The organism is Faecalibacterium sp. BIOML-A1 (genome assembly GCF_009679715.1).
Lineage (GTDB): Bacteria > Bacillota > Clostridia > Oscillospirales > Ruminococcaceae > Faecalibacterium > Faecalibacterium taiwanense.
In genome coordinates this window covers 197,616-215,587 of sequence record NZ_WKZJ01000004.1, presented here as the reverse complement: position 1 = coordinate 215,587, position 17,972 = coordinate 197,616, and the positions used below count along the sequence as shown (strand labels likewise).

Below are 17,972 nucleotides of genomic sequence, written 5' to 3'. Positions count from 1 at the left end.
GGCAAGGGCGGCAAAAATGGCACAGGAAGCGGCAGGCAGCGCCCAAGGCGATGCGGAGCGGGCGCAGCGGGCTGCAGATCGTGCCGAGAATTTTGCGCCGCCCGAAGATGGCGCGGTGGTAAGCGTGAACGGCAGGGGCGGCGTTGTGACTCTGACGGCGGAGGATCTTGGTGCGGTGGGAGCGAACAGCGCGGGCTACGTGAAGAGCATTTCGCTGACAGACCGCACCCTGACACTGACCTTCGGCGACGGAAGCACGAAGACCATGCAGACCAAGGACACCACGGCACTGGAAAACATGACCGGCATCCTGCCCGCAGCACATGGCGGCACCGGAAAGAATACCCCGTTGACTGCGGACGACGTGGGTGCGGTGGAAAAGGGAAGCGGTGACTACCTGAAGAGTGCAGAGCTGCAAAACGGAGAACTGGTGCTGACCTTTGGCAGCGGCGACACCGTGCACTACACCCTCCCCGCCGCCACCACCACCACGCTGGGCGGTGTCAAGCTGAGTGACGACTTCACGGCAGATGCAGACGGCACGCTGCATCTGGCGGGCGGTACTGCCCCGGACCCTTACCCCGTGGGCAGCATCTACCAGAGCACCGCACGTACAAGCCCTGCCGCACTGTTCGGCGGTACATGGCAGGAGATTGCGCAGAACCGGGTACTGATGGGTGCTGGCAGCGGCCACGCAGCGGGCACCACCGTGGAGGCCGGACTGCCGAACATCACAGGCTCTTTTGTCGCGGATGTAAAAAAGGGTGAACATAAGGTATCCGGCGCATTCACTGCCGGCGATCTGATCGCATCTACGGGCGAATACAATTCCTTTTCTGATGTATATAAGTTCAGTCNGCATCCCCACCGGCACGCTGGTGCAGCAGTGGAAGGCCGTGATCGAATCCATGAGGGGTGGCAGCTTTTATACCCGTGCCGAGGTGGATGCGCTGTTGAAAAGCTTGAAAAGCGTGGATCCTTTTCCCGTGGGCAGCATCTACCAGAGCACCGCACGTACAAGCCCTGCCGCACTGTTCGGCGGTACATGGCAGGAGATTGCGCAGAACCGGGTACTGATGGGTGCTGGCAGCGGCCACGCAGCGGGCACCACCGTGGAGGCCGGACTGCCGAACATCACAGGCTCTTTTGTCGCGGATGTAAAAAAGGGTGAACATAAGGTATCCGGCGCATTCACTGCCGGCGATCTGATCGCATCTACGGGCGAATACAATTCCTTTTCTGATGTATATAAGTTCAGTCTGGATGCGTCCAAGTCTAATGCCATCTACGGCCGCAGCGCCACCGTGCAGCCTGCCGCCTACTATGTGCACATCTGGCGGCGCGTGGCCTGAGAAAGGAGGTTTTGAACCATGAAGATCATTGACGAGAACGGTGCAGCCATTGAAAACCCTGACCTGACGCTTGGGTATCTGGTGGACGACACCGAGCCAGTGGAGCATCCCGCCGTGGAAGGCGTGGAGGAAGTGAGCCACTACGAGACGGTGGCGGAGTACCCCAACGGCGGCAAGGACGTGCAGCGGGTGGTGGATGTGCCGGGCGTGCCTGCGCAGGCCGCATGGACCGAACAGGTGCCGGTGCAGAGATACATCCGTTATACGGACGAAGAGTTGGCCGCGCAGGAAGAAGCACGCAAAAAGGCCGAAGCACGGAAGAAGCTGCCGGAGCGCGTGGACGCGCTGGAAGCCGCAAACAACGATATTATTTTGATGATGGCTGATTTGATTGGAGGCTGATTTTTATGAAAACCCTGAACGCACTCAAACTTCGCATTATGACCCGCGCTTTCAAAATCCGCATTGCCGCCGGTGAAGTCTTTGAAGACATCGCCGCCGACTACCCGTCCCTGACCACGGACGATCTGGAAGCCATCAAGGCAGAATTGGAAAAATAAGCCCGTGGCTTGATCCTATGAAAGGACGTGATACATATGGCAATCAAGCAGTACAGTTTGAAGAATGATGGTGCAAAGCAGCTCTCTCCCGCGTTCCGTGTGCGGGAATTCCGCTGCCGCGACGGCACCGACACCATCCTCATTGACGAGGGTCTTGTGGTGCTGCTGCAGTGCATCCGGGAGCACTTCGGCAAGCCGGTGACCATCACCAGCGGCTACCGCACCGCCAGCCACAACACCAAGGTGGGCGGCTCCAGATCCAGCCAGCACCTGCTGGGCCGGGCCGCTGACATTCAGGTGCAGGACACCGACCCACTGGCTGTGGCCGCCTACGCCGAAAGCCTGATGCCCGGCTGGGGCGGCGTGGGCCGCTACCCGGTCAAGTCAGGCCGGGCAAAGGGCTGGGTGCATGTAGACACCCGCCCGAACAAGAGCCGGTGGACACTGTGAGGGGGGTGACGTTTTGAAAGATTATTTCTGCATGGCGGTGGGTGCGTTGGGCGCTGCGTTTTCCAGCCTGTTTGGCGGGTGGGACGCAGCGCTGCAGACGCTCATCATCTTTATGGCCATCGACTACATCACCGGGCTGATCGTGGCAGGAGTGTTCCATGCAAGCCCCAAGACCAAAAGCGGCACGCTGGAAAGCCGCGCAGGCTGGAAGGGCCTGTGCCGCAAGGGCGAAACGCTGCTGATCGTGCTGGTGGCCTGCAGGCTGGATGCCGTGATGGGTTCCACCTTTGTGCGGGATGCCGTTGTGATCGGCTTTATCTGCAACGAGACCATTTCCATCATCGAAAACGCGGGCTTGATGGGACTGCCAATCCCGGCAGCGATCACCAAGGCCGTGGACATTTTAAAGCAGCGCTCGGAAACCGAGCAGAAAGGATAAGCTCTTATGAATGAATTCCTGAAAGTCGCTCTTACTGCCTGCATCCCTGCAATGACCGTCATTTTCGGCTGGGGCCTGAACAAAGGTGTCAGCATTGCAAACGGCTACATCAACAACAAGTTTGCGCAGACCTGTCTCCAGAATGCCGCCAACGCGGTGTTCAACGCCGTCCAGTACGTCAACCAGACCTACGTTGATGCCCTGAAGGAACAGGACAAGTTCGACGAGGCTGCGCAGCGCATTGCCTACAACCGCGCACTGGCTGCAGCGAAGAAAGCCCTGACGCAGGAGACCATCACGTTCATCAAGGAGACCTTTGGCGACCTCGACAGCTACCTGAAGCCGATGATCGAAGCACAGGTGCGCAGCCAGAAAACCTATATGTGATGTTTTCGCGGCATCACGAAAATGTTAACGCCAACAAAGTCATAGTATAGCAGCAGCCCTTCAGGCAGGCCAGACCTACGACAAGCTGAAGGCGCAGGGAAAGTATACACAGCGATACAGAGCACGAAAATAATCTGATGCTGTGTGCCATTCTGCGCCACTTTTTGCGCCACTGATTTAGGGAAGTTGTGGTAAAATAAGGGTAATTAAGGCGTTTTTTTCTAAAAACCGAAGGACGGCTATAAAAAGAAAAATCCCCAAAAAGCTAGGCACAAAGCCACTTTTTGGGGATTTCTCTTTGGAGCTACTGACCTGATTCGAACAGGCGACCTGCTCATTACGAGTGAGCTGCTCTACCAGCTGAGCCACAGTAGCAGATAAAATTTTCTTGCATGTTCTGCAACGAGAAATATTCTATCATACTTCCTGTGCGCTGTCAAGATTTGATTTTGCGGCAGAACAGGTGCAAATAGTCTGTGACGCAAAAAAATAACTGCCCTCCGAGAAAAACTCGAAGAGCAGCTTTGCACACAAGAATAATCAGTTGAACAGCTTACGGCCGATCCAAATGCAGATGCAGGCACCCACAACGGAAACGAGGATCTCACCCACGATGCCGGTAGCGCTCAGACCGATCAGGCCGAACACGATGCTGCCTACAAAACCGCCCAGAATGCCCAGCACGATATTGCGCACGGTGGAAGTTTCGCTGCCCATAATGCGGCCGGCGATGTAACCAGCCAGAGCGCCGATCAGCAGACTGAAAATAAAACCAAACATAATATTCTACCTCCTGAGTTTTAAAGCTCTGCGCTCTGCCCGGCGGTTTCCCGGGCAAAGCGGCAAATATCCTTCAAACAACATTTTTCGCATTCTGGTTTGCGCGCATTGCACACTGCCCGACCATGCATCACAAAGCGGTGGCACAGGTCGCTGCCTTCTTCCGGAGGAACGATCTTCCACAGGGCCATTTCCACCTTCTGCGGTTCCTTGATGCCGTCCACAAGGCCGATCTTGTTGCACAGCCGGATGCAGTGGGTGTCTGTTACGATAGCAGGCTTGCCAAACACATCGCCCATGATAAGGTTTGCGCTCTTGCGGCCTACGCCGGGCAGGGCGAGCAGCTCTTCAAAGGTGGTGGGCACCTGACAACCGTATTTATCGCGCAGCACCCGCATACAGGCGGAGATATCCCGCGCTTTGGAGTGTCCCAACCCGCAGGGCTTGACGATGGCTTCAATGTCTTCGGGTTCTGCAGCAGCCAGCGCAGCAACATTGGGATATTTGGCAAACAGGTCTTCCACCACAATGTTCACGCGGGCATCGGTGCACTGGGCTGCCAGACGCACGCTGACCAGAAGCTGCCAGGCATGGTCATAATCCAATGTACAGCCGGCATCTGGGTATTCTTTTTTTAACCGGTCGATCACTTCCAGCGCCAGCGCCTTTTTTGCAGTAAGGTCTTCTGGTGCTTTTTTACGAACAGGCATTTCATCCACTCCCATCGACAAAAGCTGATACGATAATACCATGTTTTGCGTTTTTTGTAAACTGCGGGCAAAAATTATCTGAGAATGATTTTCAGATAAAACCTTGCTCTTACTGCCAAAATGCGATATACTATAGAAAAATGCTGGGGGAATCGCGCCTCGGTACAGGAGGAGGAAAACACGATGAACGAACCACTGGCACAGCGTCTGCGGCCCAAAACACTGGCAGATGTCTGCGGTCAGCAGCATCTGCTGGCACCGGGCAGGGTGTTCCGCCGTACCATCGAGAGCGGACGCATCCCGAACATGATCTTCTACGGCCCGTCCGGTACCGGAAAAACGACGGTGGCACGCATCATTGCAGAAAACAGCGGTATGACGCTGCATAAGCTCAATGGCACTTCCTGCGGCACCGGGGACATCAAGGCGGTGCTCAAGGATATCGGCACGCTGGCAGGTGCGGGAGGCATCCTGCTGTATCTGGACGAGATCCAGTACCTGAACAAAAAACAGCAGCAGAGCCTGCTGGAATGCATTGAGGACGGCTCGGTGACGCTCATTGCATCCACCACCGAAAATCCATACTTCTACATTTATAATGCGCTGCTGTCCCGCTGTACGGTGTTTGAGTTCAAATCACTTTCGGCAGCGGATGTGGAGCGTGGGGTGCACAATGCACTGAAAAAGCTTTCGGAAGGGGAGAGCACAAAGGTCTGCATGGACGAGGATGCCTGTGCCTACCTTGCCGAGAGCGCAGGCGGCGACCTGCGCAAGGCGCTGGGCTGTCTTGATTTTGCGGTGACGGCAGCTCCCATTGAGGATGGGGAAAAGCACATTACGCTGGAAATGATCCAGCAGGTCACCCGCCGCACTGCCATGCGGTATGACCGGGAGGGCGATGACCACTACGACATCGTGTCAGCCTACCAGAAGTCCATGCGCGGCTCCGACCCGGATGCGGCGCTGCATTATCTGGCCCGTCTGCTGGAAGCAGGAGATCTGCCCTCGGCCTGCCGTCGCCTGATGGTATGTGCCTGCGAGGATGTGGGCCTTGCCTATCCACAGATCATCCCCATTGTGAAGGCGGCAATTGATGCCGCCAACATGGTGGGCCTGCCGGAAGCACGGCTCCCGCTGGCAGATGCCGTCATTCTGGTGGCCACCAGTCCCAAGTCCAACAGTGCCCATGATGCCATCAACGCGGCCATTGCGGATGTGCAGGCGGGCCGTACCGGGCCGATCCCGCGCCAACTGCAGAACAAGCACTACGACGGTGAGGATGCGCTGGTAAAGGGACAGAATTACAAATACGCCCATGATTACGCCCACCACTGGGTGGAACAGCAGTACCTGCCAGATGCCATCAAGGACGTAAAATATTACACCTTTGGCGATAACAAAAATGAGCAGGCGGCCCGTGCCTACTGGGCAAAGATCAAGGGCGAAGAGAACGTCTGAACCACGCCTTACACCCAAAACCCAAAAACAAAGAAAAAGGAGAACGATATGCGATATTCCAAACAGCGTGAGCTGGTCATGCAGACGGTGCAGAACCTGTGCGACCACCCCACCGCCGAGGAAATTTATGATGCTGCGGTCAAGGAATGCCCGGGCCTGAGCCTTGGCACCGTATACCGTAACCTGAATAGTCTGGTGGATGCGGGCCGGGTGCGCCGGGTGTCCATTCCAGGCAAGGCTGACCGCTTTGACCACACGCTGCCCTGGCACAGCCATCTGTACTGCACCGTGTGCGGCAGCGTGGCCGATGCCGAGGTGGACGAAAAGCAGGTGATGAAGCTGGTGAAAAACCAGAAGGGCCATGTGCAGGACTGCGCTGTTGTGCTGATCGGCGTATGCGAGGCCTGCTGCGAGAAGCAGGCGCAGGAAAACGCCCACTGAACCATAAAATTTACACGGAACCTCTTGCCCGGAGCGTATAAACAGGGTATACTATAGAGAAGGCTCTTTTCAGAAAGTGCAAGTAGATTTTCGCCGCACAGGGCGCTTCGGCCCGGCGGAGAAGGATGGTTTGATTGGAATACATTAGTTTTGAACATAATAACATTGCCGCTGAGCTGGTAAAACAGGCCTATGATACGCCGCCGCTGGCCTTTGTGCACAGCTATGGCTGTCAGCAGAACGTGAACGACGGCGAGCGGATCAAGGGCGTGCTGATGGACATCGGTTACGGCCTGTGCGACAAGCCCGAGGATGCAGATCTGATCCTCTTCAACACCTGCGCCGTGCGTGAGCATGCCGAGCAGCGTGTATTCGGTAATGTGGGTGCCCTGAAGGGACTCAAGGAAAAAAAGCATGATCTCATCATCGGCCTGTGCGGATGCATGGCCAACCAGAAGCATGTGGTGGAAAAGCTGCGCAAGAGTTACCCCTATGTAGACCTTGTGTTTGGCGTGGATGGCATCGACACCCTGCCGCAGCTCATTGCCCAGAAGCTGCAGAAGCATAAGCGTGTGCTGATGGAGCCCGCCCAGCGCCCGGTCATCGTGGAGAATATCCCCATCCGGCGTGAGAGCGAGTTCCGCGCATGGCTGCCCATCATGTACGGCTGCGACAACTTCTGTACCTACTGCATCGTGCCTTATGTGCGCGGCCGCGAAAAGAGCCGCAAGCCTGGTGATATCCTTGCCGAGTTCCGCGGTCTTGTGGAGGCAGGCTATAAGGAGATCACATTGCTGGGACAGAACGTCAACAGCTACGGCAAGGGTCTGGAAGAAAAGGTGGACTTTTCTGATCTGCTCAACCTGCTGTGCACGGTGCCCGGCGATTATCACATCCGCTTTATGACCAGCCACCCCAAGGATGCCAGTCACAAGCTGATCGACACCATTGCCGCCCAGCCGAAGCTGTGCAAGCACCTGCACCTGCCGGTGCAGTGCGGCTCCGATGAACTGCTGAAGAAGATGAACCGCCACTACACGGTGGAGCAGTACATGGAACTGATCGAATACGCTCGCAAAACGGTGCCCGGCATCACCTTTTCCAGTGACATCATCGTTGGCTTCCCCGGCGAGACCGAAGCGGACTTTGTAAAGACGCTGGAACTGGTGCAGAAGGTGGGCTATATGCAGCTGTTCACCTTTATCTATTCCAAGCGCACCGGCACCAAGGCTGCCGAAATGCCGGACCCCACCCCCCGTAAGGAAAAGACCGACCGCATGACCCGCCTGCTCAAGGTGCAGGACGAGATCGCCATGGCGCTGGTCAAGGCGCAGGTTGGTCAGACTGTGAAGGTACTGGTAGAGGGCTTTGGCCGCAATGAGGGCACCCTCTCCGGCCGTCTGGACAACAACCTGACGGTGGAGTTCACGGCAGACGCTTCCCTGATGGGCAGCTATGCCAACGTACATCTCACGGGCGCACGGGCGACTGTGCTGCTGGGTGAGCTTGCCTGAGTGATTCCGGGGCAGTGCCCCTGAACGTATAAATAAGAAGGAGACCATTCAAATGGATTGCATTGATCTTTTCAAGCGCGCAGCCGTTGCGCTGCAGACCGATAGCCGCTACCTCGTTCTGGATCAGACCCGCAAGGCAAACGATAAGGACGAAGAGCTGCAGAACCTGATCGGCGAGTTCAACCTCGCCCGCATGGATCTGAACAATGAGATCGGCAAGAGCGAGCGCAACGATGCCCGCATCGCCGAACTGAACGAAAAGGTGAACAGCCTGTACGGCCAGATCATGGGCAACGAGGGCATGGTGGCTTACAACGAGGCCAAGCGTGACTGCGAGAACCTCGTGAACTATATCGATGCCATCATCAACACTGCCATGAATGGCGGCGACCCCATGACGGTACAGGAGCCTTCTGCTTCCTGCACCGGCAGCTGCTCCACCTGCGGCGGCTGCCACTAAAACCGGCAAAAACAAAACGCGGCTGTGCAAAACAGACCGCGTTTTGTTTGCAAAAGCGGTTACAAGCCGCAAACTTGTGCACAGAACCATAGAACGGGAGAGAGGGTAAACCATGGCAGAGCTGTCGCCCATGATGCAGCAATATCTTGAGATCAAAAAACAACATAAGGACGAAATTCTGTTTTACCGCATCGGCGATTTTTATGAGATGTTCTTTGACGATGCCCTGACGGCATCCAAGGAACTGGATCTGACCCTGACCGGCAAGCAGTGCGGCATGGAAGAGCGGGCACCCATGTGCGGCGTGCCCTTCCACAGCTACGAGGGCTATGTGGCGCGGCTGATCGCCAAGGGCTACAAAGTAGCCATCTGTGAGCAGGTGGAAGACCCGGCCAAGGCCAAGGGCCTTGTCAAGCGGGATATCATCCGCGTGGTCACACCCGGCACGGTCATTGAGAGCAGTATGCTGCAGGATGACCGCAATAACTACATTGCCAGTATCTTCCTCAAAGGAAAGAAAGCAGGTTTGTGCTTTGCGGATGTCTCTACCGGTACGGCCCATATCACAGAGCTGAATGCAGACAAGATTGCCCCGGCGGTCATTACGGAGCTGTGCCGCTACCATCCCAGCGAAGTGCTGATGAATCCGGGTCTGCTGGACTGCCGCGAGGTGACGGCGTACATCAAAAAGAATATGACTTGTTCGGTGGAGCTGATCGAAGAGGAGCGCTATGCACCGGGCCTTGTGGCGGCATCGCTGGAAAACCAGTTTGGCCGCGACTGGGCGCAGACCACCGGCATTGCAGCGGACGGCCTTGTGCGCTTTGCCATGGCGGCACTGCTGGAATATCTGCACGATACCCAGATCAAGGGCGTGGAACGTCTGAAAACGGTCATAACCTATAATAAGGCCCAGTTCATGCGTCTTTCGCCCGTGACCCGCGCCAATCTGGAGCTGACCGAGACGCTGCGCGGCCGCGAAAAGCGGGGCACGCTGCTCTGGGTGCTGGATAAGACCAGTACATCTATGGGCAAGCGTATGCTGCGCAGCTGGATCGAGCAGCCGCTTATTTCCAGTGCACTCATCAACCACCGCCTGAACGCTGTGGAGAGCCTTGTCAAGCAGACCATGGCCCGCGGCGACCTGACCGAAGAGCTGGGTTACATTGCGGATATGGAACGCCTGATGACCCGCACGGTTTACGGCTCTGCCACACCCAAGGAGATCTATACGCTGGCCCAGACCTGCGACCGGCTGCCCGGCCTGCGCAGGCAGGCTGAGGCCTGCGGCTGCCCGGAGCTTGCTGAACTGGCAGTACAGATCGATCCGTTGGAGGACATCAAGGCCCGTATTTATGCGGCGGTGGACCCGGAAGCGCCCTCTACCCTCAAGGATGGCGGTGTCATTGCCAAAGGCTACCATGCCGAGGTGGACGAGCTGCGTTCCATCCGCGACAATACCAAGGGCGTTCTGGCGCAGCTGGAAGCCCGCCTGCGGCAGGAGACCGGCATCCCCAAGCTGAAGATCGGCTATAACCATGTGTTTGGCTACTTCATCGAGGTAAGCAACTCCTATAAGAGCATGGTGCCGGAGACCTACATCCGCAAGCAGACCCTGACTTCCGGCGAACGCTACATCACGCAGGAACTGAAAGAGCTGGAAAGCAAGATCCTAGGTGCCCACGAACGGCTCATCACGCTGGAGCACCGCCTGTTCAGCGAACTGCTGGAAAGCATCAGCGCTCAGCTGGACCGCATCCAGCGCACGGCCAATGCGGTGGCCCAGCTGGATGTGCTCACGGCGCTGGCGCAGGTGGCAGCGGAAAACAACTACTGCCGTCCCATCGTGGACGACAGTGACGAGCTGACCATCACCGAGGGCCGTCACCCTGTGGTGGAGCAGATGCTGAAAGGCAGCATGTTTGTACCCAATGATACCACCCTGAACTGTGGTGCAGACCGCTGCCTGATCATCACCGGCCCCAACATGGCAGGTAAATCCACGTACATGCGCCAGAATGCACTGATCGCGCTGATGGCGCAGATCGGCTCCTTTGTACCGGCTTCCAGCTGCCATGTGGGTGTGGTGGATGCCATTTTCACTCGCATCGGTGCGTCGGACGACCTGTCTGCCGGTCAGTCCACCTTTATGGTGGAGATGACCGAGGTAGCGGAGATCCTGAAAAATGCTACCGCCAAAAGCCTTGTGGTGCTGGACGAGATCGGCCGCGGCACTTCCACCTTTGACGGTATGAGCATTGCCCGCGCCGTAGTGGAGCACATTGCAGACCCCGCCAAGGGCCTTGGCTGCAAGACTCTGTTTGCCACCCACTACCACGAGCTGACCGAGCTGGAAGGCGGCGTGGACGGCGTAAAAAACTACAATATTGCAGTAAAAAAACGCGGCGAGGACATCACCTTCCTGCGCCGCATCGTGCGCGGCCCGGCGGATGACAGCTACGGCATCGAGGTGGCAAAGCTGGCAGGCCTGCCCGGCAGCGTGACCCGCCGCGCCCACGAGGTGCTGCGCGCGCTGGAAGCAACTGCACCTAAAAATAAAGTAGAGCAGATGGATTTTGATGCCCTGCAGGAGTATAACTCTCCGGCTGTGCCCAGCGAGATGATGGACAAGCTGGAAGCTCTGGATGTGGAAACGCTCACCCCCATTGAGGCTTTGAACTTCCTCTACGAGCTGAAAAAGACCCTGAAGGGCAGCCTGAACAGATGAAACTGCTCTACCTGACCCAGACCATACAAGGAGGGAAAACACCATGGCAGTGATCCATGTTCTGGATAAGCACACAGCCGAGCTGATCGCAGCCGGTGAGGTGGTCGAGCGTCCGGCATCCGTTGTTAAGGAGCTGCTGGAAAACTCCATTGATGCCGGTGCCACGCAGGTGACCGTCAGCATTGAATCCGGCGGCGTCAAGCTGATCGAGATCAGCGATAACGGCACCGGCATCGAGGCAGAATATATCTCCACGGCGTTTATCCGCCACGCCACCAGCAAAATTGAAACACCGGACGATCTGACCAACATCCATACGCTTGGCTTCCGCGGTGAAGCACTGGCATCCATTGCCAGCGTGGCCCGTGTAGAGCTGACCACCCGAACCGAGGTGGACGAGTTTGCCACAGTCTACCGCATTGAGGGCGGGGAAGAGGTCTCCCGTGAGCCGGGTGCCAGAGCTGTGGGCACCACCATCCGGGTAAAGGATCTGTTTTACAACACGCCTGCCCGCATGAAGTTCCTCAAAAAGGACTCCTCCGAGGGCACCTTTGTGTCGGATACAGTTACCCATGTAGCGCTCAGCCACCCGGAAGTCAGCGTCAAGTTCATCCGTGAGGGCAAGCTGCAGTATGTCACGCCCGGCGACGGCCAGCTGCGCGGTGCAGCCTATGCGGTGCTGGGCCGGGAGTTCAGCCGGGACCTCATTGAGCTGAAAAATCAGGAGGGCGTGTACCGCATCACCGGTCTGGTCACCCCGCCCAAAAGCTGCCGCGCCAGCCGAAGTATGCAGCATTTCTACATCAATGGCCGCTATGTACGCAACCGCACCATGATGGCCGGTATGGAGATGGCGTTCAAGGGTACCATGATGCAGGGCAAGTTCCCGGGCGGCATTCTGCTGCTGGAAATGCCGGCCGACCTTGTGGATGTCAATGTGCATCCGGCCAAGATCGAAGCCCGCTTTGCCCGCGAAAATGATGTTTTTGATGTGGTGTATCATGCCGTCAAGCTGGCATTGGTTCAGCCCGGCACCGGTGAACGGCTTTTTACCTTTGAAGCAGACAAAGAAGAAAAAGCTGAAAATTCAAAAAAAGACGCTGATATAATCAAAAATGATGTAAAGAACAATAACTTTACAGGCCTTTCTGCGATCATTCGGGGGCAGGCAGACCCGGGCGTTCTGCCACAGCAGCACTGGGAACCGGCAAAACCCGCCGCAGCACCGCAGCAGCCTGCCCCGTCTGCTGCAATGCAAATACCGACAGCACCCTGTGTGCCGCGCTGGAAAGGCAGTGTTCAGAACGAGGATATGCTGGATCCGTTCGTGACCCTTCACAGCCCGAAGCTGGAAACGACAAAGGCACCAGAGCCGTTCCGTGCGGCGGCAAGTGAAACGCAGCTGGATGTGGAACCGGAATTTGGAGAGACAAAACTGCATTCGCCTCAGGACCATATGGCAGCGTGGAACCCTGCGCAGGAAGCACCAAAGGAAGAACCTGAGAGTGCACCCTGTGCAGAAACAGAACCGGATGCGCCGGAAGCGGCAGAACAGGAAACTGTACTGGCCGAGCCGGAACAGATGAACTTTGATCCGACGGCGGATCAGCCGGAACCGCTGCGCTATGTGGGCGAGGTGTTCAGAACATATATCCTTGCAGAACGCGGCGACGAGCTGTGCCTGATCGATAAACACGCTGCCCACGAGCGCCAGCTATACGAAAAACTGGCCGCGAACTACGGCAATGTGCCCAGCCAGATGCTGCTGGAGCCTGCTGCCATCGACCTTGCTGCGGAGGAAAAGCAGGCCCTGCTGGATAACATTCCTCTGCTGGAAAATGCGGGCCTTGAGATCGCGGACTTTGGCGGCAATACCGTGGTGCTGCGCGCGGTGCCCGCAGATGTGGAGCCGCAGAATGCCGAAAGCCTGCTGGTGGAGATCGCAAATAAGCTGCTCAAGGGCGGCCATGATGCGCTGAACGAGCACACCGAGTGGGTGCTGCATTCTATCTCCTGCCGTGCAGCCATCAAGGCGGGGGACAAGTCCTCGCCGCAGGAACTGCTGGCGCTGGCCGAAAAGATCCTTTCCGGCGAGGTGCCGCCGTTCTGCCCGCATGGCCGCCCCTGCGTACTCAAATTGACCCGGAAGGAGCTGGAAAAGCAGTTTGGACGCATCGTATAAACATCCCGTGGTGGCCGTCGTCGGACCTACCGCAACCGGGAAGACAGCGCTGGGCGTAGAGCTTGCAAAACATTTTTCCGGCGAGGTCATCAGCTGTGATTCCATGCAGATCTATAAAGGTCTGGACATAGGCACGGCAAAGGTGACACCGGAGGAGACCTGCGGTATCCCGCATCACGGCGTGGATATCCTTACGCCGGACAAGGCTTTCAGCGTGGCAGACTTTACCGCCATGGCCGGAAAGCTGGAAGAAGAGATCTCTGCCCGGAAGAAGCTGCCCATCCTTGTGGGCGGCACAGGGCTGTATGTTCAGAGCTTTCTGTATGGGGTGCGCTTTACAGAGGAAAAAGCACCTGCCGGTCTGCGGGAGCAGCTGGCGGCGGAACTGGCTGCAAAAGGCGGTGCTGCCATGTACGAAGAACTGAAGCAGGCCGACCCGGAAGCTGCTGCGGCTATCCACCCGAACAATCAGGTGCGGGTGCTGCGCGCACTCGAACATTATCGTGCCACCGGCAAAAAGCTGAGCGAACAGAAGGCGGAGTCTCTCCCACCGGAGCGGCCCTACCGCAGCCTGATCCTCGGTCTGGATTTCCCAGAGCGCGCGGTACTTTACCGCCGCATTGACCTGCGTGTGGACAAAATGCTGGAAGCGGGCCTTATAAAGGAAGCGGAGCATGTCTGGCAGAACCGGGAAAGCTTCCGCACGGCAGCGCAGGCCATCGGATACAAGGAGCTCTTTCCGTATTTTGAGCAGACGGCTCCACTGGAAGCCTGCACGGAAAAGCTCAAGCAGGCGTCCCGCAACTATGCCAAGCGCCAGTTGACCTGGTTCCGCCATATGGACGGTGTGGTTTGGCTGGATGCCGGTGCACCGGATGCAGTGCAGACTGCCATCCGCAAAACTAGCGAATTTTTAGCGAAAGGATGATCGATATGCCGGATGAGACCCAGAAGGAACGCCATGCGCCGCATGTGCTTACCACTCTGGCAGGCGTGCTGATCGCGTTTCTGCTGCTGGCAGCAATTTATGTGGTGTATCAGGCCGCACATATCCTGTTCCCGCAGAATGTTTATGAGACTGCGCTGCCTGCGGTCATTTCGGATACGGTGGAAGCCGACGGAGTTCTGCTGTTCGACGAAAGCTATGTGGCAGGCAGCGGAAACCTTGGATATCTTGCTGCCGACGGCGAGCGCGTTTCAGCGGGCACCGCAGTGGCAGAGGTGTACAGCAACGCTTCGCAGGCTTCGCTGCGCCTGCAGCTGAACCAGCTGAATGATCAGATCGACCTGCTGCAGAAATCGCAGAACACTTCTGCGCTGCAGCTGGATACCCTTTTAAAAGAACGTTCTTCTGCGCTGTATGACCTGCTGGATACGCTGGACGACAGCGATTATGAAGCGGTGGATGATGATGCCAATGCCTACCTGCTGGCCCAGAACAAGCTCTGGGTGGTAACGGGCGAAGCTGCAAACTTTACCGATCAGATCACTGCGCTGGTCCAGCAGTCCCAGAGCGTGCAGGCGCAGCTGGGCAGCCCGGCGCAGATCACTGCACCGCAGACCGGCTATTTTGTGCGCTCTTCCAGCAGCGGACGGCTCAATGCCAGTGCCGATGATATCCTTGCACTGAACGCACAGGAGCTGCAGGGCTATCTGCAGTCCGACCCAGTGCTGGCACTGGACGGCTGCGCCGGTAAGATCGTGGCAGGGTTCACATGGCGCTATGTGGGCGTGTGCACTGCAAAGCAGGGCGAAAAGCTGCTGGGTCAGAACGGCAAGCCGCTGAGCACAGCGGTGGAGATCAGCTTCCCGGGTCAGGTGGAGAACAGCCTCAAGGCCACCGTCACCGAGGTGGAGATCGATCAGGACAGCGGCCTTGCCCGCTTTGTGCTTGCCTGCAACTCCATCAACGGCGATGTGCTTTGCCTGAACCGGGCTGCAGCACGCATCTCGGTAGGAGAGCGCAGCGGCCTGCGGGTGCCTGCTGCGGCTGTGCACTATTTAAAAGAGGATGGCACCGAGGCACAAACGCAGGGCGAAAACTACCTTCCCGGTGTGTACGTGAAACTTGGCAACATTGCCCGCTTCTGCCCGATCGACCCGGTGGACGCAGACCATCCCCTCATCACGGACGGCGATTACATCCTTGTTCTGCCCGAAGGGACCGAGGGCTCGGTCAGCAAGGTGAGGCTTTATGACGAAATAATCGTTTCCGGACAAAATTTGTATGATGGAAAGCTTTTGTAGTTATTGACATCTGAGGCAAAAAATCCGATAATAGATAAAGCTATTATTTGCATCTATTTGCAAAGAACGCCAGGCAGCGCCATGCTGCCCGAATGAAAGGAGCAGATTGTATGTCTTTGCTTGACAGCATTAAGAAAGGTCTGTTTGACCAGGAAGACGATTACGAGGATCAGTACATTGACGATGGCCCCCAGATGGTAAACAATAACAATGGCATCGGCCTTGGTGCTGATGACGAAAATGAAGAGCCTGTTGAGGGTGCCAAGAAGAACGGCAAGGTGGTCAACATCAATGCCACCACTCAGCTCAAGGTCGTTCTGGTCAAGCCTGAGCGTTTTGAGGATGCCAGTACCATTGCTGACCACCTGAACAACAAGCGCACCGTGGTGCTCAATCTGGAGTCTACCAACAAGGAAGTGTCCCGCCGTCTGGTGGATTTCCTGTCCGGTGTTGCATATGCAAACAATGGCCAGATCAAGCGCGTGGCCAACAGCACCTTCATCATCACTCCGTACAACGTGGATATCATGGGCGATCTGCTGGACGAGCTGGAGAACAATGGCGCGTTCTATTGATCCGCAGCCCAAGGCGGCGCGCGGGTTCATCCCTGCGCGTACCGATGAAGAACGCTATCTCATGCGCCATATCGAGGACTTGGCCCACACGGCCTTTTCCCGGGACATTGCGCGGTATTCGGCTTTCCTGAGTGACCGCGAGCAGGACTTGGCCCGCGCGGCACTGGGCCGTGCCGGTGTGCAGGAGGGCTTCCGGTTTGAGGGCGGCTGGCTGAATGCGGAGCGCAGGGTGCTCTGTATCGAGCCGGAGTACAGCTGCGGCGAAGCACCCATCTGCTGTGTGCGGCTGCAATGCCGTGCACAGGCGGGGGCTGCGCTGCCCGCCCACAAGGATTACCTGGGCAGTCTGATGGGCCTTGAGCTGCGGCGCGAGGCGCTGGGAGATATCGTTCTGCCGGAGGATCAGCCGGGCACAGCTTATGTGTTTGCACTGGAACCGGCAGCACAGTTGATCTGCCGGGAACTGTTTCAGGCTGGACACACGGAGCTGACCACGGAACTGCTGACGCTGGACGAGGTGCCGCAGTTTCCGCAGGCGGAGCGTGAGATGCACAGTGCAACGGTATCGTCCCTGCGGCTGGACGCTGTGCTGGCAGCTATGCTGCACTGCAGCCGAGGACAGGCTTCGGAATTGATCGAGGCGGGCAGGGTGGAGATCAACCACCTGCCGGCGGATAAACCTCATGCGCAGGTATATGAGGGCGATGTGTTCACGGTGCGCGGCAAGGGCCGCTTCAACCTGACTGCACTGCCCGGCAAAAGCAGAAAAGATCGGTCAATCATCGAATTTTTTCAATATTAAAAGCAACGGGAGGAAATGACTATGCTGACTCCGCAGGATGTCCGTTCTGTGCAATTTGAGAAAAACCTCCGCGGCTACCGCACAGAGGACGTAGACCGTTTTCTGGATAAGGTGGAAGAACAGCTGCGGGACGACGATGCGCAGGCGGAACAGCTTCGCAAGCAGATTACGGACCTGACTGCTGAAAACCAGAAGCTGCACGATGAACTGAAGAGCTTTGAGGCAGATGGTGAAATGCTCAAGAGCGCGCTGATCAATGCACAACGCATGGGCGAAAATGTCATCCGCGAAGCAAACCAGAAAGCAGAAGAGATCATCCATCGTGCAAATCTGCGCGGTGATGATATCATCCGCGATGCCAACGAACTGCTGCAGAAGGCAAACGACCGTGCAGACGAGATCGAGAACGAAGCAAACGAGAAGCGCCTTGCAGAGGAGCGCGAGTATGACCGCGTGCGTCTGGAAGTGACCCGCTTCAAGTCTGATGTGCTCAACCTGTACCGCAGCCATGTGGAGTCGCTGAGCCGTCTGCCGGAGTTCCAGAAGGAAACGGCTGCACAGGATGCCGAACAGGCAGAGCCTGCTGCAGAGGAAAGTGAGCCTGCCGCTGCAGCCCAGCCGCAGGCAGCGGACGTGCAGGAGCCGGAAGCAGAGCCTGCACAGCCCGCACAGGAAGATGCAGAACCTGCTGCCGTTGTTGAAAATGACGACGACAAGGCAGCTGACAGCAGCGAGGATTTCTGGGCAAAGGATGAGAGCCAGCTCAAGCTGGACCCGCCGCCCGCGCCTCCTGCTGATTTTAAGCCGGACGAGCCGGACTACGATGCTTTTCAGGGTGTCAAGTTCAGCGAGTAAGGCAACCCCATAAGGAAATATAGAGGAGAGTG

The 17,972-nt window shown here is 57.2% G+C and carries 19 protein-coding genes and 1 tRNA gene; 17 read left to right on the top strand and 3 right to left on the bottom strand.

Annotation, left to right across the window (positions count from 1 at the left end; genetic code table 11):
• The first annotated feature begins 1,112 nt into the window (after positions 1 to 1,112).
• From GKG36_RS14570 to GKG36_RS07095, 6 genes are read left to right on the top strand one after another with little or no spacing between them, the layout of a single operon-like run.
• Positions 1,113 to 1,352 (top strand): hypothetical protein, encoded by a 240-nt coding sequence (locus GKG36_RS14570; RefSeq protein ID WP_173012914.1) that lies wholly within the window; start codon positions 1,113 to 1,115, stop codon positions 1,350 to 1,352.
• Positions 1,353 to 1,370: 18 nt separating this feature from the next.
• Positions 1,371 to 1,754 (top strand): hypothetical protein, encoded by a 384-nt coding sequence (locus tag GKG36_RS07115; RefSeq protein ID WP_154259920.1) that lies wholly within the window; start codon positions 1,371 to 1,373, stop codon positions 1,752 to 1,754.
• A 5-nt stretch (positions 1,755 to 1,759) separates the two neighbouring features.
• Positions 1,760 to 1,912 (top strand): DUF433 domain-containing protein, encoded by a 153-nt coding sequence (locus GKG36_RS07110; protein ID WP_005937343.1) that lies wholly within the window; start codon positions 1,760 to 1,762, stop codon positions 1,910 to 1,912.
• Positions 1,913 to 1,948: 36 nt separating this feature from the next.
• The gene (locus tag GKG36_RS07105) at positions 1,949 to 2,362 is read left to right on the top strand and encodes a D-Ala-D-Ala carboxypeptidase family metallohydrolase (RefSeq protein ID WP_154259918.1); all 414 of its coding nucleotides are present in this window, start codon (positions 1,949 to 1,951) and stop codon (positions 2,360 to 2,362) included.
• Positions 2,363 to 2,375: 13 nt separating this feature from the next.
• Positions 2,376 to 2,801, top strand: coding sequence for a phage holin family protein (locus GKG36_RS07100; RefSeq protein WP_243139011.1), 426 nt, complete (start codon positions 2,376 to 2,378; stop codon positions 2,799 to 2,801).
• 6 nt (positions 2,802 to 2,807) lie between these two features.
• The gene (locus GKG36_RS07095) at positions 2,808 to 3,188 is read left to right on the top strand and encodes a hypothetical protein (protein WP_154259916.1); all 381 of its coding nucleotides are present in this window, start codon (positions 2,808 to 2,810) and stop codon (positions 3,186 to 3,188) included.
• 299 nt (positions 3,189 to 3,487) lie between these two features.
• Here the strand turns inward: GKG36_RS07095 and GKG36_RS07090 are convergent.
• The 3 genes from GKG36_RS07090 to nth all read right to left on the bottom strand — a co-directional run bounded on the left by GKG36_RS07090 (position 3,488) and on the right by nth (position 4,678).
• Positions 3,488 to 3,563 (bottom strand) — tRNA-Thr (locus GKG36_RS07090).
• Between the two features lie 165 nt (positions 3,564 to 3,728).
• On the bottom strand, positions 3,729 to 3,968 hold the full coding sequence (locus GKG36_RS07085; protein ID WP_005941717.1) for a GlsB/YeaQ/YmgE family stress response membrane protein: 240 nt from the start codon (positions 3,966 to 3,968) through the stop codon (positions 3,729 to 3,731).
• A 20-nt stretch (positions 3,969 to 3,988) separates the two neighbouring features.
• The gene (nth, locus tag GKG36_RS07080) at positions 3,989 to 4,678 is read right to left on the bottom strand and encodes an endonuclease III (protein WP_044953658.1); all 690 of its coding nucleotides are present in this window, start codon (positions 4,676 to 4,678) and stop codon (positions 3,989 to 3,991) included.
• 183 nt (positions 4,679 to 4,861) lie between these two features.
• Between nth and GKG36_RS07075 the strand changes: the two genes are divergently transcribed.
• The 11 genes from GKG36_RS07075 (at position 4,862) to GKG36_RS07025 (ending at position 17,940) form a co-directional block, all read left to right on the top strand.
• Positions 4,862 to 6,136 (top strand): replication-associated recombination protein A, encoded by a 1,275-nt coding sequence (locus GKG36_RS07075; RefSeq protein WP_044953659.1) that lies wholly within the window; start codon positions 4,862 to 4,864, stop codon positions 6,134 to 6,136.
• Between the two features lie 48 nt (positions 6,137 to 6,184).
• Entirely contained in the window at positions 6,185 to 6,577 is a 393-nt protein-coding gene (locus GKG36_RS07070) for a transcriptional repressor (RefSeq protein WP_154259915.1), read from the top strand.
• 134 nt (positions 6,578 to 6,711) lie between these two features.
• The gene (gene miaB, locus GKG36_RS07065; protein WP_154259913.1) at positions 6,712 to 8,091 is read left to right on the top strand and encodes a tRNA (N6-isopentenyl adenosine(37)-C2)-methylthiotransferase MiaB; all 1,380 of its coding nucleotides are present in this window, start codon (positions 6,712 to 6,714) and stop codon (positions 8,089 to 8,091) included.
• A 52-nt stretch (positions 8,092 to 8,143) separates the two neighbouring features.
• Positions 8,144 to 8,551, top strand: coding sequence for a YlbF family regulator (locus tag GKG36_RS07060; protein WP_097775655.1), 408 nt, complete (start codon positions 8,144 to 8,146; stop codon positions 8,549 to 8,551).
• A 112-nt stretch (positions 8,552 to 8,663) separates the two neighbouring features.
• Complete coding sequence (mutS, locus tag GKG36_RS07055) at positions 8,664 to 11,279, top strand: DNA mismatch repair protein MutS (RefSeq protein ID WP_154259911.1); 2,616 nt, start codon at positions 8,664 to 8,666, stop codon at positions 11,277 to 11,279.
• A 43-nt stretch (positions 11,280 to 11,322) separates the two neighbouring features.
• The gene (gene mutL, locus GKG36_RS07050) at positions 11,323 to 13,461 is read left to right on the top strand and encodes a DNA mismatch repair endonuclease MutL (RefSeq protein ID WP_154259909.1); all 2,139 of its coding nucleotides are present in this window, start codon (positions 11,323 to 11,325) and stop codon (positions 13,459 to 13,461) included.
• Complete coding sequence (miaA, locus tag GKG36_RS07045) at positions 13,445 to 14,389, top strand: tRNA (adenosine(37)-N6)-dimethylallyltransferase MiaA (protein ID WP_154259907.1); 945 nt, start codon at positions 13,445 to 13,447, stop codon at positions 14,387 to 14,389. The genes mutL and miaA overlap by 17 nt, the downstream gene beginning before the upstream one ends.
• Positions 14,390 to 14,394: 5 nt before the next feature.
• A complete protein-coding gene (locus GKG36_RS07040; protein WP_243139010.1) occupies positions 14,395 to 15,708 on the top strand; it encodes an HlyD family efflux transporter periplasmic adaptor subunit in 1,314 nt (437 codons plus the stop codon).
• 110 nt (positions 15,709 to 15,818) lie between these two features.
• Positions 15,819 to 16,283 carry a cell division protein SepF gene (locus GKG36_RS07035; RefSeq protein WP_044953672.1) on the top strand — a complete coding sequence of 155 codons (465 nt, stop codon included), beginning with the start codon at positions 15,819 to 15,821 and terminating at the stop codon, positions 16,281 to 16,283.
• Positions 16,267 to 17,085: a S4 domain-containing protein gene (locus GKG36_RS07030; protein ID WP_097782147.1), complete on the top strand. Its 819-nt coding sequence runs from the start codon at positions 16,267 to 16,269 to the stop codon at positions 17,083 to 17,085. The genes GKG36_RS07035 and GKG36_RS07030 overlap by 17 nt, the downstream gene beginning before the upstream one ends.
• 21 nt (positions 17,086 to 17,106) lie before the next feature.
• Positions 17,107 to 17,940 carry a DivIVA domain-containing protein gene (locus GKG36_RS07025; RefSeq protein ID WP_243139009.1) on the top strand — a complete coding sequence of 278 codons (834 nt, stop codon included), beginning with the start codon at positions 17,107 to 17,109 and terminating at the stop codon, positions 17,938 to 17,940.
• Positions 17,941 to 17,972: the final 32 nt, after the last annotated feature.

Bases quoted from the DNA above. Each gene is read 5' to 3' on its own strand.
- GKG36_RS07070 (WP_154259915.1), top strand. From the start codon at position 6,185: ATGCGATATTCCAAACAGCGTGAGCTGGTCATGCAGACGGTGCAGAAC.
- GKG36_RS07110 (WP_005937343.1), top strand. From the start codon at position 1,760: ATGAAAACCCTGAACGCACTCAAACTTCGCATTATGACCCGCGCTTTC.
- GKG36_RS07040 (WP_243139010.1), top strand. From the start codon at position 14,395: ATGCCGGATGAGACCCAGAAGGAACGCCATGCGCCGCATGTGCTTACC.
- GKG36_RS07075 (WP_044953659.1), top strand. From the start codon at position 4,862: ATGAACGAACCACTGGCACAGCGTCTGCGGCCCAAAACACTGGCAGAT.
- GKG36_RS07115 (WP_154259920.1), top strand. From the start codon at position 1,371: ATGAAGATCATTGACGAGAACGGTGCAGCCATTGAAAACCCTGACCTG.
- GKG36_RS07105 (WP_154259918.1), top strand. From the start codon at position 1,949: ATGGCAATCAAGCAGTACAGTTTGAAGAATGATGGTGCAAAGCAGCTC.
- GKG36_RS07030 (WP_097782147.1), top strand. From the start codon at position 16,267: ATGGCGCGTTCTATTGATCCGCAGCCCAAGGCGGCGCGCGGGTTCATC.
- mutL (WP_154259909.1), top strand. From the start codon at position 11,323: ATGGCAGTGATCCATGTTCTGGATAAGCACACAGCCGAGCTGATCGCA.
- GKG36_RS07095 (WP_154259916.1), top strand. From the start codon at position 2,808: ATGAATGAATTCCTGAAAGTCGCTCTTACTGCCTGCATCCCTGCAATG.
- GKG36_RS07035 (WP_044953672.1), top strand. From the start codon at position 15,819: ATGTCTTTGCTTGACAGCATTAAGAAAGGTCTGTTTGACCAGGAAGAC.
- nth (WP_044953658.1), bottom strand. From the start codon at position 4,678: ATGCCTGTTCGTAAAAAAGCACCAGAAGACCTTACTGCAAAAAAGGCG.
- GKG36_RS07060 (WP_097775655.1), top strand. From the start codon at position 8,144: ATGGATTGCATTGATCTTTTCAAGCGCGCAGCCGTTGCGCTGCAGACC.
- mutS (WP_154259911.1), top strand. From the start codon at position 8,664: ATGGCAGAGCTGTCGCCCATGATGCAGCAATATCTTGAGATCAAAAAA.
- GKG36_RS07025 (WP_243139009.1), top strand. From the start codon at position 17,107: ATGCTGACTCCGCAGGATGTCCGTTCTGTGCAATTTGAGAAAAACCTC.
- GKG36_RS07085 (WP_005941717.1), bottom strand. From the start codon at position 3,968: ATGTTTGGTTTTATTTTCAGTCTGCTGATCGGCGCTCTGGCTGGTTAC.